This window comes from Sphingomonas sp. CBMAI 2297, from assembly GCF_029870595.1.
Classification (GTDB): domain Bacteria; phylum Pseudomonadota; class Alphaproteobacteria; order Sphingomonadales; family Sphingomonadaceae; genus Sphingomonas.
Genome location: NZ_JAPDIR010000018.1, coordinates 52,493 through 67,362, shown reverse-complemented (window position 1 = coordinate 67,362; position 14,870 = coordinate 52,493). Strand labels below are relative to the sequence as shown.

The following is a 14,870-nucleotide window of genomic DNA, read 5'->3' as shown; positions in this document are numbered from 1 at the left end:
CCGCCGATAGATCGCGAAGCTGATGCGAAACTGATGCCGGAGATCAATCCGGCAGGAAAATCGTCGCCCGCAGCCCCGGCCCGTCGCCGCGGTTCTCGAGCCGCAGCTCGCCGCCCAGCACGGTCACGGCCCGCCGGGCGATCGCCAGGCCCAGGCCCCCGCCGGGGTGGGGATCGCCGTCCCGGCCCGTCGGTCCCGACAGGCGCTCGGGATGCATGCCGGGGCCGCGGTCGCTCACGACCAGCGCCAGCCGCCCGGAAACGGCGCGGATCTCCACATCGATCGTGCCGCCGCTTGCCGCATGCTCCACGGCATTGTCGATGATCGTCGCAAGCGCCACCCGCAACGGCGTCGGGTCGGTCGATGCGATGGCGACGTCGGGAGCCGTCAGCGAGAAGTCGGCACCGGCCCGCGCCGCGAACAGCGCCCGATCGGCGATGACTTCGCTTGCCAGCTCGCGCAGGTCGACCGGTTCCCGGGTCAGCGCCGTCGCGTCGAGCCGGGCGAGCTGCAGCATCTGGGTGATCGTGTCGCTGCCGCGATCCACGCTCTCCAGCAGATCGGAAAGCGCCGCATGCTCCTCGGAGTCGGGCGCCGCGCGTCGCAGCAGCAGCTGGGCTCGCAGCTTCAGCGCGGCGAGCGGGGTGCGCAATTGGTGCGCGGCCTGGTCGGCAAAGGCCTGTTCGTGCTCGATCGCGGCGCGCACCCGCGCGAGCAGGCCGTTCAGCGCGGCGACGATCGGTGCCAGGTCGCTCGGCATGGTGTGGAGGTGCAGCGGCTTCAGCTCGGCCGCGGACCGGCTGCCGAGCGTGGCGCTGAGCTGCTGCACCGCCGACAGCCCGCGGCGCAGCGTGAGCCATAGCAGCACCGCGCTGCCGAGGATCAGGAGCATGATCGGACCGATCAGCTGCTCGCCGACGCGCAGGATCAGCCCCGCCCGCGCCTGCATCGGCTCCGCCACCACGATCAGCAGCCGTTGCTCGGGAACCGCAAGGCCGTAGCTGCGCCATTTGTCGGTGCCGACGCTGAAGGTGCGAAACCCGGGTATCGCGGCCACGCCCTTCCCGACATCGCCGCGCGTCGGCGGCACCGTCAGGATGCCGAAATGATAGACGGCGAACTGGCGCCACGCGGCCGAGGCGCGGAATGCGCTGAGATCCTCGTCGCTGAGCAGCCGGCGATAGGGCGTGTCGTGGCTCACCCGCGAATTGGGATCGTCCCCCGTGAACTCCTCCCGCATGAGCAGGTGGAGCACGTGCGTCGCGGTGATCAGCTGCTGGTCCGCGCGCTGGTTGATGTCGGCGCGCACGATCGCGAACAGCACTCCTGCCATAAGCATGCCGGTCACCGCGACCAGAAGCAGCGTGCGGACATAGAGCGCGCCGGTGAGGGAGCGGCCGATCCTTCCCTTCATTTCGCGACCATGTAGCCGAGCCCGCGCGCGGTGACGATGAAGTCCCGCTCCAGCTTGCGCCGGAGCGCCGAGATGGCGACCTCCACCGTATTGCTCTCGATATACTGATCCTGATCGTACAGCGCCGCTTCGAGTTCCGCCTTGCTGACGAAGCGGCCCGCCCGGCGCATGAGGAGGGCCGCTATCCGGAATTCCTTAGCGGTGAGCGCGACCGGCTGGTCGCGCAGCCGGACGGTGCGCCCTCCCAGGTCGAGCGCCACGTCGCGGACGACGAGCAGATCGGATCCGCGTCCGTCGCGCCGGCGCAGCTGGGCGCGGACGCGCGCGGTCAGCTCATCGATATCCAGCGGCTTGACCAGATAGTCGTCGGCACCGGCATCCAGCCCCGCAATGCGCTGGGTGATGCGGTCCTGCGCGGTGATGACGATGACCGGGACGAGCCGGTTCTCGCTCCTGAGCTCGCGCAGGACTTCCAGCCCGGAGACGTCGGGGAGGCCGAGATCCAGCAGGACGACGCCATAGGCCTCGCTGCGGCACGCCAGCAACGCCTCCTCGCCGGTCCTGGCCCAATCGACCGCATGGCCGGCATCCTCCAGCGCGGCCCGCATGCCGCGGCCCAGGGGGGCATCATCTTCGATGAGGAGTAGGCGCGCCATGATCTTCGTTTCGTTGCCGGGTGGCTCCGGGCCAGCCTAGCGCGGCACGCCGGACCGATCCAGACCGGCGGGGAGGGCGATCATCCGGCCCCGGCGGAACCCGTCCTGGCTGCGGAAGGGGCCATCATTTCGGCGCCGGCCTCCATGCCTTCTTCCCGCGCGGCCTCGCGGGCGCTTCGGAAGCGGCCATGCCCGGGGGAGGGGGCGACGCCCGGAGCCTCACGACGCACCGGGTTCCGTTCGGCACGATATTGTCGATCTCTAGCGAACCGCCACAGACCGCCATGATCCGTTCGACGATGGACAGCCCCAGGCCGGCGCTGTCGGTTCGATTGGTTCCCTCTTTCCGGTAGCGCTTCGTCTGGTTGGCCAGGGTCTCGACGGCAAAGCCGGGGCCGTCATCCGCCACGATCATGCTGCCGTCCGGTTCGACCCGAACGGACACGGTGCAGCCTGCCGGCGTGTGGCGGACGGCGTTGTCGATCAGGTTCGTCAGCGCGATCTGCACCAGGCCGATTATCCCTTCGACCCAGGCATGCTGGCCTGCGGGCGCCGTGAAATCGATGTCGTGATCCCGGTGCAGCGCGAGCGGCGCCATCACGCTGACCACCTCGCCGGCGAGCGCCACGGGGTCGAAGCTCTCGACCTTGCGGTGATGGCGATCCACGATCGCCAGGTCCATCAGCTGCTGGATCACGCGATTGGCCCGCTCGACCCCCAGCTGCACGGCGTCGCGTTCGGGAGAGGGATCCAGCGCCTCGAGGCGTAGCGAGATGAGCGCCAGCGGCGTGCGCAGTTCATGCGCGACATTGCCGATGAACTCGCCCTGGAAGCGATAGCCGGCCTCCAGGCGGTCAAGGGCGCGATTGGTCGCGTGGACAAGGGGAACGGCCTCCAGCGGCACGCTCGCCGGCTCCAGACGATGGCCGATATGATCCAGGCCGATCGCATCGGCCTGGCTGGCCGTGCGCCGGAACCGGCCCGTCACCCGGCCGAGGATCAGCAGCCCGATGAGCAGCGAGGCCAGCAGCGAGGCCGGAACGACCCAGATGAAACGCTCGAGGAACGATGTAACTACATTATCGACGATATGGTTCGGATAGGTGCGATTCTGGGCGACGACGATCCATTCCGGACGCCCCGCCTGCGAGACCGGGAGCGTGAGCACGTCGTAGCGGCCATATTTGAAGAATATCGGGCCGTCCCCGTGTTCGAGCTTGGCAAGGGGGACGGGCAGCTGGCCCGAGGCGGCCTCGACGTCGAGAGCGCCGGCATCGGTGATGCGCAGGCTGCCCTGGAAGCTGGGGCCCCGCGCCTGCTGCCACCATGTGGGCCTGCCCGTCGCGATGGCCTGTGCCTCGCGCTTCAGCCGCTCCGAAATGAACTGATCTGCCGTCGTGTTCAGAAGATATCCGAGCAGCACCGGAAGGAACACCGCCAGGGACAGGACGAGAATCGCCTGGGCCAGGAGCAGCTGCCAGAACATCGATCTCGGCGCGCGAACCCTCACGAGTTCATCAATATATAGCCGATTCCGCGTACGGTCTTGAGCCTGACCTGCGCCGCGAAGCCGTCCAGTTTTCGTCGAATCCGGTGGATATATACTTCCACTGCGTTCGAGCCGAGCATGTCTCCCGAGCCGAACAGCTGATCCTCGATGACGCGCTTGGAAAGGACATGGCCGGAGCGCCGCATCAGCAGCTCCAGCAGTTCGGCCTCGCGCTCCGAAAAGTCGGCGGGTTCGCCGCCCACCCGCACTTCGCGCGTCCGGGTGTCCAGGGACAGGTCCCCCACGGCGAGGAGATGCTCGACATAGCCGCCCTGCCGGCGAAGCACCGCGCAGATCCGGGCGTGCAGCTCGGGAAAGAGGAATGGTTTGACGATATAGTCGTCGGCACCGCTATCCAGTCCCTGGACACGCATCTCACCCTCGCCACGCGCCGTCAGCACGAGAATTGGTTCCATGCGTTTATACCCGCGCAGGCGCCGCAACAAGGCGAGGCCATTCTCGTCCGGGAGGCCGAGATCGAGGATGATCGCCGCATAGTTGATGGTCTGGATCAGAAGCTCGGCATCGCCCGCGGTTCTGGCCAGATCGCAGCGCACGTCGCGCTTCGCGAATGCCGAAACCATCGCATGGGCCAGTTCCGCATCATCCTCTACGATCAGCAAGCGCATCTAACTCGCTCCGTCGCGGCCAGGGGCCGCCTATGGTCAGGATCCGTCTCCGAACATGTCGGGGGCAAGAATGCCGTCAGGATCCTCGGTGAAGGTATCGGCAAGCGCATGGTCGGTCGGAAGCGCTGGATCGGTATCCATGCGGCCGTGCCGGATCATCGCCTTCGCCACGGCTTTCCTCTGTCCCATTGCTGGACAGGATGGCGCGTACCTCATGGCGACGACTATCGTAGCCTTGTCCCGTGTGGACAAGCGGCTTCGCATGGTGACGGGGCCGCCGCTGGCCTCCGGAAAACTCCCTAGGCATCCGAGTGCCCGGCAAGGCCGGATGACGCGGAAATCCGCCATTCCCCGACCATGGCCCCGACAAACGCCGCGCGGGGCCTGTGCGGATTTGAGACAGCGCCCAGTTGGCCGACATCTGCCCGTAAGGTTGGCGTAAGCAGCCTCGGCCACGAGGATTGGGCCGAGTTTCCGCATGGCTTGGATTTCAGGGAAGCGCCATGCGCGAGGCCAGTATCGGAGAATGCACCATGGAAGAACGAGCGCATTCCTATGACCACCTCACTCCACGCGAACTGCAGGTACTCGATCTCGCCGCCGGCGGTTTCTGTGCGAAGGAAATCGCCAGACGGCTCGAGATCAGTCCGAAGACCGTGGATCGTCACGTCGAGAATATTCGCCTGAAGCTTCGTGCCCGTAACCGCGCCCATATGATCCAGCTGGCGTTCCGGTTCGGTCTCCAAGGTCATCTCGACATTCCCTTCATCATTGCCGGTTGAGACAAGGCCCGTTGCCGCCCCTATTGCTGGGGCAGCGGCGGCGGCGGCGGCGGAAGCATCCCCTTGGGCGCTTGCGGCGCGAAGGCGTTCGTGCGTGCCAGGCGCGCGGCTTCCTCGTGGATGGCGGCCTGTACCGCCGGATTGCTCAGGTCCACCGGCCCGGCATTGGGGTTTCCGGGGATCGCGCGGCTGTTCGCGACGAGCATGGCCATCGGCGCCTTGCTGCCATCGGCGGCGCGATAGCGGCCGGGATCGGCGCCGGGGCAAGTGGTGCCCGTGGCGGCGAAGAAGGCATCGGCGCTCTTGCGATCCTGGCACATCCGGGCAACCGCGACATTGTCGAAGCCCATCGCGTGCCATGCTGCGGCATCGGACCTGCGCGTACACCCTTCGTCGCTGCGGCCGAAATTGAGGTTGATCCCGATCGGCCCGCCCGCAATGCCGCCGCCCGTGCCGATGAGGCAGGGATTGGCGCCGGCGAAATAGCTGCCCTGGACGCTCGGGGTGGTCCACTCATGCCCGCTATAGGTGACGGTCTCGTGGGCCGGGGTCTGGCTGACCGGGCCGGTGATCGCCTCGACGGTCACCGCGCTATTGGACGAGGCGTTATCCGTCGCCGTCTGCTGGGCGTTGGCGGCTGTGGCACTGACCATCAGGACGAGGGTCGCCGCGACTGCTAGGTGCTTCATGATCGAACTCCTGAACGGAAAGGGAGGCGGGACGGCACCTGCCGCCCCGCCTGTAAGCCTCCTATTCGACGGTCCAGCCGAGCGAGCCGAACCCGAACCCGACCAGTCCCACCGCTCCCGCGGCGTTCCAGTCGATGCTCGCTGCGTTCACATTGGTGGTGTTGGACGCATTGAAGTTGGCGTTGAACTTATAGTCGCCGGCGCTCTCGCCGAAGTTCATCACCTGCATGCTCAGAGCGGCGTTCCCATGGGTCAGGCCGCCATAGACACCGCCATTATAGCTGTTGCTGGTGATCGATCCGACGCCCGAGGGGCTCACGCTGGAGGTGATCGAGGTGCCGGCGTCGCCGACTCCGCCGACCACGGCATAGCTGGTGCCGCCGGGCAGGCTGTTGATGTTCATCGTACCGCCGAAGCCGCTGCCGGACGACGCCGACAGCTCGTTGTTGATGCTTCCGCTGATCCCGCTCGTGCTGGTGCTGCTCAGCGAGTCGGTGTTGATGCCGCCATTCGTGAAGCCGCCGACACCCACGCCGATGCCTCCGCCGATATTGCCGGAGCCCGACGATTGGGCGAGGGCCGGAGCGGCCGTGAGTACCGCCAGGGCTGCTGCGCCGATTGCAATAATCTTCATCATACATCTCCTACCGTGCCAGCGACTGCTGGTGCCCGGATTAGGACATGGGGACAGGCTTACAGCTATCCGGCGGAGCCCGCCCGATGCCTCCCGCCGTATGATGCTCCAACATGCTAGCTCGTGGGGGATTTGCCGTAGGGGATCGGCCGTGCGGAAAGCGTGCCGCCAAGGAAATGTTTTTCCTTACAGCAGGTTACGGAAGCTTACAGAGATTCGCGGCGGGTGTTCGCCGATCGATTCCGATCCGGCCGAACATCAGCCGAGCGGAGGCAGGCCGTCCATGATCGCCGTCAGCGCGAGCGCGTTCTCCCGTTCCATTGCGCTGTGTCCCGCATTCGTCACCACGAAGGTCGCGGGATCGGTGCCGGCTTCCCCGAGCGCCGCGGCGAGTCGCGAGGCCTGGGTCAGCGGACAGACGAGATCGAACCTGCCATGGACGATGTGCACCGGGATGCTCGCCAGCGTCGCGGCGTTGCGGATGAGGTGATCCGGCTCCAGGAACAGCCGGTTGGCGAAGAAATGCGCCTCGATCTGCGCGAAGGACAGGGCGAACACGTCTTCCCCGAACTTCCCGCTGTCGTCGACGTCGGGGATCGCATTGGAGATGGTGCCTTCCCATACCGACCAGGCCAGCGCCGCCGCCAGCTGCCGCGCGCGCTCCTCCTGGGTCGATGGTACGCTGTCGAAGATCGCCTTATAGGCTTTCATCACGTCGCCGCGTTCGGCCGGGGCGATCGGGGCGAGGAAGCGGCGCCAGGCTTCGGGATAGCTCACATAGGCGCCCGGCGCAGTGAGGGCGAAGGGCGCATCCTCGAACGTCGCCGCATTGCCCTGATACATGAAGTCGAGATCCTCCGCGGCGCCCAGGAAGATGCCGCGCAGGATCAGATTGGCGCAGTGGTGCGGGTGCGCGATCGCATAGGCCATTGCCAGCGTGCTGCCCCAGCTGCCGCCGAACACATGCATCCTGCCGGCGATGCCGAGCGCGGCGCGCAGGCGGTTGATGTCCTCGATCAGATGCGGGGTGGTGTTGTTGGCGAGCGCGATCGCCGGGCCGGCGGCCGCGACGGTCGGCTCGCTCCTGCCGCAGCCGCGCTGGTCGAAAAGGACGATCCGGTAGCGTTCGGGATCGAAATAGCGTGCCATGACCGGCGCGCACGCGCCGCCCGGGCCGCCATGGAGCACGATGACCGGCTCGCCGGCCGGGTTGCCATATTCCTCCCAATAGAGGCGATGATCGGGATCATGGTCGACCTGCAGCAGCCCGCTGCTCCGCGCTTCCGCCGCCGGATAGCGCCATTCGTCGACGATCTTGCTGGTGCGCTGGAGCTGGGAGAAATCCATGTCCGTTTCCCGTAAGTTGGGGCGATGTGCGACGCGGGGCCAAGTGCCGGCTCTATCCTCGGTCGGCGCGCCGGTACAGGCGCATGTCCCGCGTCCGTTATCGTGGCGCGCGCGCGCGTCCGCCGCCCCAGATATCGTCCGGGCAATGGATCAGTCCGTCAGCATAGCGAACGCCCGGGGCGCGATCCCGGGCGAGGAAAGTGGGGCCATCCAGATCGCAAAGGTCGCAGCGCTGGCCGAGGATGAAGGCGGGCGCCTGCGACCAGCTGGTGCCGGTCATGTTGCCGACCATGACTCCGAAGCCCATCCGGCGCGCCGCCTGTTCCATCGCGAGCGCGTGGGTGAGGCCGCCGCACTTGTCGAGCTTGATGTTGACGAGGTCGACCAGCCCGATCAGCCCCTCGAGATCGTCGCTGTCCTGAACGCTCTCGTCCGCCGCGATCGGGATCGCGCGGTCGATATGGCGCAGGTCCGCGTCCCGCCCGATCGCGAAAGGCTGCTCGATCAGCGTCACGCCGGCGGAACGCAATGCCGGCATGAGCGCGCCGAGCGCATCCGGATCGAAACCCCGGTTCCCGTCCACGGCGATCGCGACGTCGGGGCGGGCGGCGCGGACCGCGCGAACTCGCTCTCCATCCTCGCCATCGCCTTCCAGCTTCAGCTTGATCTGGCGGGCATGCGCCATGCCTGCCGCCTTGCGTGCCATTTCCCCCGGGGAAGCGATGCCGATGGTGAAGACGGTGGGCAGCGGTCGCGCCCCGGGGAGGCCGGCGAGCTGCCATACCGGCTTTCCGGCGTGGCCGGCCTCGACTTCCCACAGCGCCGCGTCGAGCGCGTTGCGCGCGCCTCCGGCCGGCAGCAGGCGCTGGAGCTCGGCGCGATCGATGCCGTCCGCGAGGATGGGCGCGAGCCGCGTCACCTGCTCGACGATCCGCGCCGAGGTGTCGCCCCGATAATAGACGCCGCACGCCTCGCCGCGGCCGATGACGCCGCGATCCTCGATCGTGACCAGGGCGATCTCGGCATGGGTGAATGTCTCGCCGGAGATGCGGAACGGCTCCGCCATCTCCCATTGCTCGGTTCGCGCTTCGATCTTCATCGCGGTTCCTCCACGCCGCCGGCATAGAGGCGCGGAGCGGGCCGGCTTTGCAGTCCGGTGCGCGGTTTCGCGAATTCGCGGGTCGGATTGCAAAGCGGCGTCCGGCGCGATGTGGCTGTCTCCCCGTCCTGGTATCCGGAGAAACATCGAGTGCATTCGCCTTTCGCGCCCCGTTCGCCGGAGGATATCGCCACGCTGCTGCGCACCGCTCCGCTGGCCTGGCTGGTGAGCGTCGATCCGGCGGGCGAGGTGCTGAGCAGCCAGCTGCCGCTGCTGGCGCTGCCGCCCGAGGAGGGCGAGATGCTGCTGCTCGGCCATATGGCGCGCACGAACCCGCTGGTGGCGCGGCTGGGCGAGCGGCCGCGCGCGGCGATCCTGTTCCAGGGGCCGAATGCCTATGTCTCGCCGAGCTGGTATGCCGACCGGGATTCGGCGCCGACCTGGATCTATGTCAACGCGACGCTCACCGCCGATGTCACGCTGCGCGAGGATCTGACCGACCGCGCGCTCAACCTGCTGGTCCACCAGATGGAGCAGGGCCGCCCGGAACGCTGGCGGGTGGCGGAGATCGCCCATCGCTATGCCGCGCTGCGCGACCGGGTGATCGGGTTCACGGCGAAGGTCGTGAAGGTCGATGCCCGGTTCAAGCTTGCTCAGGACGAGCCGCCGGCAGTGGTGCGCGAGACGCTCGATCATCTGGAGGAAGACGCACTGATCCGCTGGGTGGAGGCCATGAACGCCGAACGGCTGGGGGCGGAATCGTGATCGACCTCGCCATTCGCGGTGCGCTGGTGATCGACGGCACCGGTGCCCCGGGCATCGTCGCGGACGTCGCGGTGGAAGGGGACCGGATCGCCGCGATCGGCGGAAGCATCGGCGCGGCGCGGGAGGAGGTCGACGCGACGGGGCTGGTACTCGCGCCGGGCTTCATCGATGCGCACACGCATGACGACCGGCTGATCCTGGGCGGGGCGGAGGCGATGCTGTGCAAGCTTTCGCAGGGAGTCACCACGGTGATCGTCGGCAATTGCGGGATCAGCCTCTCCCCGGTCGCGTTCGACAGTCGCCCGCCCGCGCCGCTCGACCTGCTGGGAGACGCGCGCTGGTGGCGCTTCCCCAGTTTCGCCGCCTATGCCGGGCAACTGGCGGAATCCCCGCCGGCCGTGAACGCGCTGGCGCTGGTCGGCCACATGCCGATCCGGATCGAGGCGATGGGCGGCGATACCGCGCGCGCGGCGACGCCGGCGGAGGTGGCGCGGATGGAGGCGCGGCTGGCCGAGGCGCTCGACCAGGGCGGGGCGGGGCTGTCCACCGGCCTGTGGTACGCGCCCGGCGGCGGCGCGGAGATGGCCGAGCTGGTCGCGCTCGCCCGGTGCGCGGCGGGGCGGGGCGGGCTCTATGTCACGCATCTGCGCGACGAGGGGAACGCGGTGGAGGCGGCCGTCGCGGAGGCGATCGAGATCGGCGTGTCGGGCGGCCTGCCGATCATCGTCAGCCACCACAAATGCACCGCGCCGGAGAATTTCGGCAAGTCACACGCCACGCTGGCGATGATCGATGCCTGTGCGGCGCATCATCCCATCGGGCTGGACGTCTATCCCTATTGCGCCTCCAGCACCGTGCTGCGCCCCGAATGGGTGCGCCCCGATATCGAGACGGTGGTGAGCTGGTCCGTGCCGCACCCGGACCGCGCCGGGCAGTCGCTCGCGGCGATCGCCGCGGAGTGGCAGGTCTCGCTGGGCGAGGCGGCATCGCGGCTGGTGCCGGCGGGGGCGGTCTATTTCTCGATGGACGAGGGCGAGGTGCGCCGGATCATGGCGCACCGGCTGACGATGATCGGCAGCGACGGCCTGCCGCACGACGAGCGGCCCCATCCGCGCCTGTGGGGCACCTTCCCGCGCGTGCTGGGTCATTATGCCCGCGACATGGGGCTGTTCCCGCTCGAGACCGCCATCCGCAAGATGACCGGGCTGACCGCGGAGACCTTCGGGATAGCCGGGCGCGGGATCGTGGCGGAGGGTGCCCATGCCGATCTCACGCTGTTCGACCCCGCGCGCATCATCGACCGCGCCGATTTCGCCGCGCCGACCCGATTGTCGGCGGGTGTCGTCGCGACATGGGTCAATGGGCGGCTCGCCTATGGCGAGGCGAAGGGCGTGACCGGCATCTGTGCCGGGCGGCTGCTGAAGCGCGGAAGCTAGTCGCGCCGGCCCAGCCGCTCCAGATCCTCCGGCACATGGCGCGCGGCGACCAGGTAGAAGGGGATCGAGGCAACCGCGGCGGCCACGCCGGCGAACATAGCGTATCGCAGCGAGTCCGCGCCGAACACCGGCCGCAGCAGGTCGCTCAGCACGCCGATCACCAGCGGGCCGAGGCCGAGGCCGATCAGATTGCCGACGAACAGCTGGATCGCGGCGGCGCGCGCGCGCATTGGCGACGGCGTGATCGTCTGGATCGTCGCGATGCACGGGCCGATGAACGCGGCGCTGAGCGAGACGGGAATGACCGCCGCCGCGATCGCCACCGCGACATTGCCGGCCAGGAAGAACGGCACCCAGAAGGGTATCGAGATGAGAGCGGCGATGGCCGGCGCCAGCAGGTTGCGATGGATGCCGCCGCGCCGCGCCGCGATGTCGGCGAAGCGGCCCGAGGCATAGGTGCCCAGCCCGCCGCCCAACCCCACGATCAACGCGAAGATCAGGCCCACCTCGGTCGACCCCATGCCATGCGAGCGGATCAGGAAGGCGGGCACGAACGCAGTGATGCCATAGCCGGAAAAGGCGCTCATCGCGGTTCCCAGCACGATGTAGCGATAGGAGCGCTGCCGCCAAAGGAAGCCGAGCCGCACGGTGGCGGGGGAGGGCGATTGCGCGGGCGCGGGCCGGGGCGGATCGCGCAGGACCGCCATTGCCAGCAGAGTCAGCAGCAGGCCGGGCAGGCCGGCGGCGATGAAGGCCGCGCGCCACCCATAGGCATCGGCGATCCAGCCGCCTGCGAAAAAGGCGATCATCAGCCCGACATTGACGCCGGTGGCGTAGATGGCCTGCGCCGTCGCCCGTTCGGACGGACCGTAGAGATCGGAGATGATCGATTGCGAGGCCGGGCCGGTGCCGGCTTCGCCGACACCCGTCAGCATCCGCGCGACGACGAGCTGCCAGAAACGCGCGACCAGCCCGCACGCCAGCGTCATCGCGCTGAAGCAGGCGAGCGAGGCGATGATGATCCGCGAGCGGCTCATCCGGTCGGCGGCCAGCGCGATCGGCATGCCCAGCGTCGCGTAGAACAGGGCGAAGGCCGGCCCGACCAGCAGCCCGAGCAGCGTGTCGGACACCTGGAACTCGTGCTTGATATGCTCCAGGATGATCGCGAGGATCTGCCGGTCGATGTAATTGACCGCGTAGATCGCGCTCAGCAGCAGCACGATCGCGCTTCGCGGGATCATGGCCCCGCGCCCCTCAGCCCTCATCGCTTTCCCCATCGCTCGCCGGCCTGGCGCCGCGCTTCAGACTGGAGGCGAGGTGCCGCACGCGCAGCTCGTCATTCGCCACCTTGCGCATCTGGATCGGCGAGACCCCGAATGCGGCCTTGAAGGCGCGCGTGAAGCTCGCCGCATGTTCATATCCGGTCTCCAGCGCGATCTCCATCATCGACATCTTCGAGTCGCGGATGAGGTCGAGCGCCAGCTCCATGCGCAGCTTGTCGCGGATGCGACCCACCGTCTCGCCATAGATCATGCGGAAGCCGATCTGCAGGCGATGGCGCGTCATTCCCACCATTTCGGCGATCTCGTGGATGCTGATCTGCTGGTCGATATTGTCGCGGATGATCTGCATCGCGCGCTTGAGCCGGCGATGGTCCTCCGCCTCGAACCGGCCGCCGAACTGCTCGCTGTCCGGCTGGGACAGGCCAAAGAGGATGTGGCAGGCCAGCTCCAGCGCCTTGGCGGACATGAACGCGCCGCGAAAGGCGCGGGCGAAGGGCGGCGAGATGAGCTGGTGCGCGGTGAGCGAGGCAAGCTCCGACAGCGGCACGTTGCGGACCGGATAGTCGCCGCCGTCGCGGATATACTGGGCAAGGTCGGCCGGGATGTCGCTATCGGTCAGTCCGGTCAGCTCGAAGAAGCGCCCGCGCTCGAAATACAGGGTCACCCAGCGCAGATGGTCGCCCGCCGCATAGACGGTGTCGAAGCTGCGCCCGCCGCCCGTGCCATAGATGGTGCAATAGCCGTCGGCGAGCTCGCCATCGGTGCCGGCGGCATCGGTAAGCCGGACATTGCCGTTGAGCACCGCGGACAAGGCGAGATAGTCGTCGCACCGGTGGCTGCGGGCGAGCTGGCGGCGCGCCACCATGTTGACCAGGGCGACGCAGACGCCGTTGTGCAGCTCGTAGAATTCCCAGCCGCCCTTGGCGACATTGCTGTCATACTCGTAGCGGAAACCGAGGCCGCCGGGCGTCGGATGGCTCCAGCCGTCCGCCTTGCGCGTCGAGAGTCCCTCCGCGGCGGCCGGGTCGCGCAGCTGCGCCAGCATGTCGTGCAGGCTGCGGGAAAGGATTTCGGGCGGCGGCGGATCGGTCATGACAAGTCAGCCCATGTTCGCGCCGGGAACGCAACCGGGCCAGCGATCCTTCCACGGCGCGGCTTGCTCGAGCTGGCGGGCGAGCTCGAGCAGCAGCGGCTCGCCTCCCCGCCGGGCGGCGAACATCGTGCCGATCGGCACGCCGTCCGGCCCCGGCTGGACCGGCAGCGACATCGCCGGATGGCCGGTCAGGTTGTGCAGGGGCGTGTAGGACACATAATCGAACATCAGCTGCATGATGTGATCGAAATCCGCGTCGGGGGCCAGTTCCCCGATGCGCAGCGCGGGAAGGCCGAGCACCGGCGACAGGATGACATCGGCGTCGCCGAACGCGGAGTCCAGCGCGCGGCGGGCATCCTCGATCGCGCGGAAAAGATGGTCGACATCGTCGATCGCGGTGTCGGCCGCCCATTCGCCCAGCCCCAGCGTCCAGGGCTCGACCGCCCTATCGGCGGCGGCGCCGAAACGCGCGCGGGCCGATTGCAGCACGTCGCGCGCCAGATAGGCCCAGATCGCCTTGAACGCCACCATCACCGCCGGGCCGTCATAGGGCGGCGGCGCCTCGAACACATGATGGCCCAGCTCCTCGCACAGCCTGGCGCTGCGCAGGGTACTGGCGAGCACGTCCGGATGAGGCTGGTCGCCGTTCAGGTTGGTGGTGACCATGGCGATCCGCAACCCCTTGTCGCGGCGAGGCACGGGGGCGAGCGCGCGCGCGGTGACCATGCCCATCGCCCATTCCACATCGCGCACGCTGCGGGCGAGCAGCATGTCGCAGGCGAGCAGGTCCTCCATCAGGTGCGGCGCGCGGGCGCGCAGAGTCGCGCCCCGTCCCGGCTTCAACCCGATCAGCCCGCAGCACGAGGCCGGGATGCGGATCGATCCGCCGCCATCCGCCGCATGGGCCAGCGGCACCATGCCGGTGGCGACCGCGATGGCCGCGCCGCCGCTCGATCCGCCGGGCGAGCGCTCCGCCGCCCATGGGTTGCGGGCCGGGCCGTAGAGCAGCGGCTCGGTGGTCGGCAGCAGGCCGAATTCCGGTGCGTTGGTCTTGCCGAGCGCGACCAGGCCGCCATCGTCCAGGACCCGGGTGAAGGGGAAGTCGATATCGCCCGGCGCTGCGTCGCGGTGCAGGCGGCTGGCGCTGCGGTTCGGCATGCCGCGATAGTCGAGGCCGTCCTTGAGCAGCCAGGGCACGCCCGCCATCGGCCCGGCGGCGCGATCCGCGCGGACGAGCGCGGCATCATAGTCGCGATGCGTGATGACGTTCAGCGCCTCGTCGAGCGCCTCGATCCGCGCGATCGCGCTCTCGCACAATTCGCGCGCCGACACTTCGCCCCGGCGGACGAGCGCGGCCTGGTCGTGCGCGTCGAGCCGGCCGATCTCCCATGCCATGGTCGTGCGTGGCGCCAAGGGGGTCTGTCCCGCGATATCCTGCATCGGCTGCGTCGTCCGTCCCACATTGATTGACGACGATGATTTGAGCCCATTCCG

15 protein-coding genes are annotated in these 14,870 nt (G+C 68.4%); 3 read left to right on the top strand and 12 right to left on the bottom strand.

The annotated features are described in order from the left end of the window. Positions 1-43: 43 nt before the first annotated feature. The 5 genes from OMP43_RS19810 to OMP43_RS19790 all read right to left on the bottom strand — a co-directional run bounded on the left by OMP43_RS19810 (position 44) and on the right by OMP43_RS19790 (position 4,419). Positions 44-1,414 carry an ATP-binding protein gene (locus OMP43_RS19810; RefSeq protein ID WP_280281277.1) on the bottom strand — a complete coding sequence of 457 codons (1,371 nt, stop codon included), beginning with the start codon at positions 1,412-1,414 and terminating at the stop codon, positions 44-46. Further along, entirely contained in the window at positions 1,411-2,070 is a 660-nt protein-coding gene (locus OMP43_RS19805) for a response regulator transcription factor (RefSeq protein ID WP_280281276.1), read from the bottom strand. The genes OMP43_RS19810 and OMP43_RS19805 overlap by 4 nt, the downstream gene beginning before the upstream one ends. Before the next feature lie 124 nt (positions 2,071-2,194). After that, on the bottom strand, positions 2,195-3,556 hold the full coding sequence (locus OMP43_RS19800) for a HAMP domain-containing sensor histidine kinase (protein WP_280281275.1): 1,362 nt from the start codon (positions 3,554-3,556) through the stop codon (positions 2,195-2,197). Between the two features lie 20 nt (positions 3,557-3,576). After that, positions 3,577-4,248: a response regulator gene (locus OMP43_RS19795; RefSeq protein WP_280281274.1), complete on the bottom strand. Its 672-nt coding sequence runs from the start codon at positions 4,246-4,248 to the stop codon at positions 3,577-3,579. A gap of 36 nt (positions 4,249-4,284) precedes the next feature. Beyond that, on the bottom strand, positions 4,285-4,419 hold the full coding sequence (locus OMP43_RS19790; protein ID WP_280281273.1) for a hypothetical protein: 135 nt from the start codon (positions 4,417-4,419) through the stop codon (positions 4,285-4,287). Between the two features lie 332 nt (positions 4,420-4,751). Here OMP43_RS19790 and OMP43_RS19785 point away from each other — a divergent pair, with 332 nt between their 5' ends. Next, the gene (locus tag OMP43_RS19785; protein ID WP_243857122.1) at positions 4,752-5,030 is read left to right on the top strand and encodes a helix-turn-helix transcriptional regulator; all 279 of its coding nucleotides are present in this window, start codon (positions 4,752-4,754) and stop codon (positions 5,028-5,030) included. Positions 5,031-5,050: 20 nt separating this feature from the next. On the opposite strand, the gene OMP43_RS19780 is transcribed toward OMP43_RS19785, so the two are convergent. The 4 genes from OMP43_RS19780 to OMP43_RS19765 all read right to left on the bottom strand — a co-directional run bounded on the left by OMP43_RS19780 (position 5,051) and on the right by OMP43_RS19765 (position 8,799). Next, positions 5,051-5,719, bottom strand: coding sequence for a hypothetical protein (locus tag OMP43_RS19780; RefSeq protein WP_280281272.1), 669 nt, complete (start codon positions 5,717-5,719; stop codon positions 5,051-5,053). A 61-nt stretch (positions 5,720-5,780) separates the two neighbouring features. Beyond that, the gene (locus OMP43_RS19775; RefSeq protein WP_280281271.1) at positions 5,781-6,353 is read right to left on the bottom strand and encodes a hypothetical protein; all 573 of its coding nucleotides are present in this window, start codon (positions 6,351-6,353) and stop codon (positions 5,781-5,783) included. Positions 6,354-6,611: 258 nt separating this feature from the next. Then, positions 6,612-7,700 (bottom strand): prolyl aminopeptidase, encoded by a 1,089-nt coding sequence (pip, locus tag OMP43_RS19770; protein WP_280281270.1) that lies wholly within the window; start codon positions 7,698-7,700, stop codon positions 6,612-6,614. Positions 7,701-7,797: 97 nt separating this feature from the next. After that, a complete protein-coding gene (locus OMP43_RS19765) occupies positions 7,798-8,799 on the bottom strand; it encodes a dipeptide epimerase (RefSeq protein ID WP_280281269.1) in 1,002 nt (333 codons plus the stop codon). 150 nt (positions 8,800-8,949) lie between these two features. Between OMP43_RS19765 and OMP43_RS19760 the strand changes: the two genes are divergently transcribed. Then, a complete protein-coding gene (locus tag OMP43_RS19760) occupies positions 8,950-9,564 on the top strand; it encodes an FMN-binding negative transcriptional regulator (protein ID WP_280281268.1) in 615 nt (204 codons plus the stop codon). Continuing rightward, entirely contained in the window at positions 9,561-11,000 is a 1,440-nt protein-coding gene (locus OMP43_RS19755; protein ID WP_280281267.1) for a D-aminoacylase, read from the top strand. The genes OMP43_RS19760 and OMP43_RS19755 overlap by 4 nt, the downstream gene beginning before the upstream one ends. Here the strand turns inward: OMP43_RS19755 and OMP43_RS19750 are convergent. The 3 genes from OMP43_RS19750 to OMP43_RS19740 are packed head-to-tail and all read right to left on the bottom strand — an operon-like array spanning position 10,997 to position 14,789. Then, positions 10,997-12,241, bottom strand: coding sequence for an MFS transporter (locus tag OMP43_RS19750; RefSeq protein ID WP_280281266.1), 1,245 nt, complete (start codon positions 12,239-12,241; stop codon positions 10,997-10,999). The genes OMP43_RS19755 and OMP43_RS19750 overlap by 4 nt on opposite strands. Before the next feature lie 13 nt (positions 12,242-12,254). Beyond that, positions 12,255-13,376, bottom strand: coding sequence for an AraC family transcriptional regulator (locus OMP43_RS19745; RefSeq protein ID WP_280281265.1), 1,122 nt, complete (start codon positions 13,374-13,376; stop codon positions 12,255-12,257). A gap of 6 nt (positions 13,377-13,382) precedes the next feature. After that, positions 13,383-14,789, bottom strand: a complete 1,407-nt coding sequence (locus OMP43_RS19740; RefSeq protein ID WP_280281264.1) for an amidase family protein — start codon at positions 14,787-14,789, stop codon at positions 13,383-13,385. Positions 14,790-14,870 lie beyond the last annotated feature (81 nt).

Coding starts and splice junctions, on each gene's coding strand:
- OMP43_RS19780 (WP_280281272.1), bottom strand. CDS start 5,719: ATGAAGCACCTAGCAGTCGCGGCGACCCTCGTCCTGATGGTCAGTGCC.
- pip (WP_280281270.1), bottom strand. CDS start 7,700: ATGGATTTCTCCCAGCTCCAGCGCACCAGCAAGATCGTCGACGAATGG.
- OMP43_RS19805 (WP_280281276.1), bottom strand. CDS start 2,070: ATGGCGCGCCTACTCCTCATCGAAGATGATGCCCCCCTGGGCCGCGGC.
- OMP43_RS19750 (WP_280281266.1), bottom strand. CDS start 12,241: ATGATCCCGCGAAGCGCGATCGTGCTGCTGCTGAGCGCGATCTACGCG.
- OMP43_RS19800 (WP_280281275.1), bottom strand. CDS start 3,556: ATGTTCTGGCAGCTGCTCCTGGCCCAGGCGATTCTCGTCCTGTCCCTG.
- OMP43_RS19765 (WP_280281269.1), bottom strand. CDS start 8,799: ATGAAGATCGAAGCGCGAACCGAGCAATGGGAGATGGCGGAGCCGTTC.
- OMP43_RS19745 (WP_280281265.1), bottom strand. CDS start 13,376: ATGACCGATCCGCCGCCGCCCGAAATCCTTTCCCGCAGCCTGCACGAC.
- OMP43_RS19785 (WP_243857122.1), top strand. CDS start 4,752: ATGCGCGAGGCCAGTATCGGAGAATGCACCATGGAAGAACGAGCGCAT.
- OMP43_RS19810 (WP_280281277.1), bottom strand. CDS start 1,414: ATGAAGGGAAGGATCGGCCGCTCCCTCACCGGCGCGCTCTATGTCCGC.
- OMP43_RS19775 (WP_280281271.1), bottom strand. CDS start 6,353: ATGAAGATTATTGCAATCGGCGCAGCAGCCCTGGCGGTACTCACGGCC.
- OMP43_RS19795 (WP_280281274.1), bottom strand. CDS start 4,248: ATGCGCTTGCTGATCGTAGAGGATGATGCGGAACTGGCCCATGCGATG.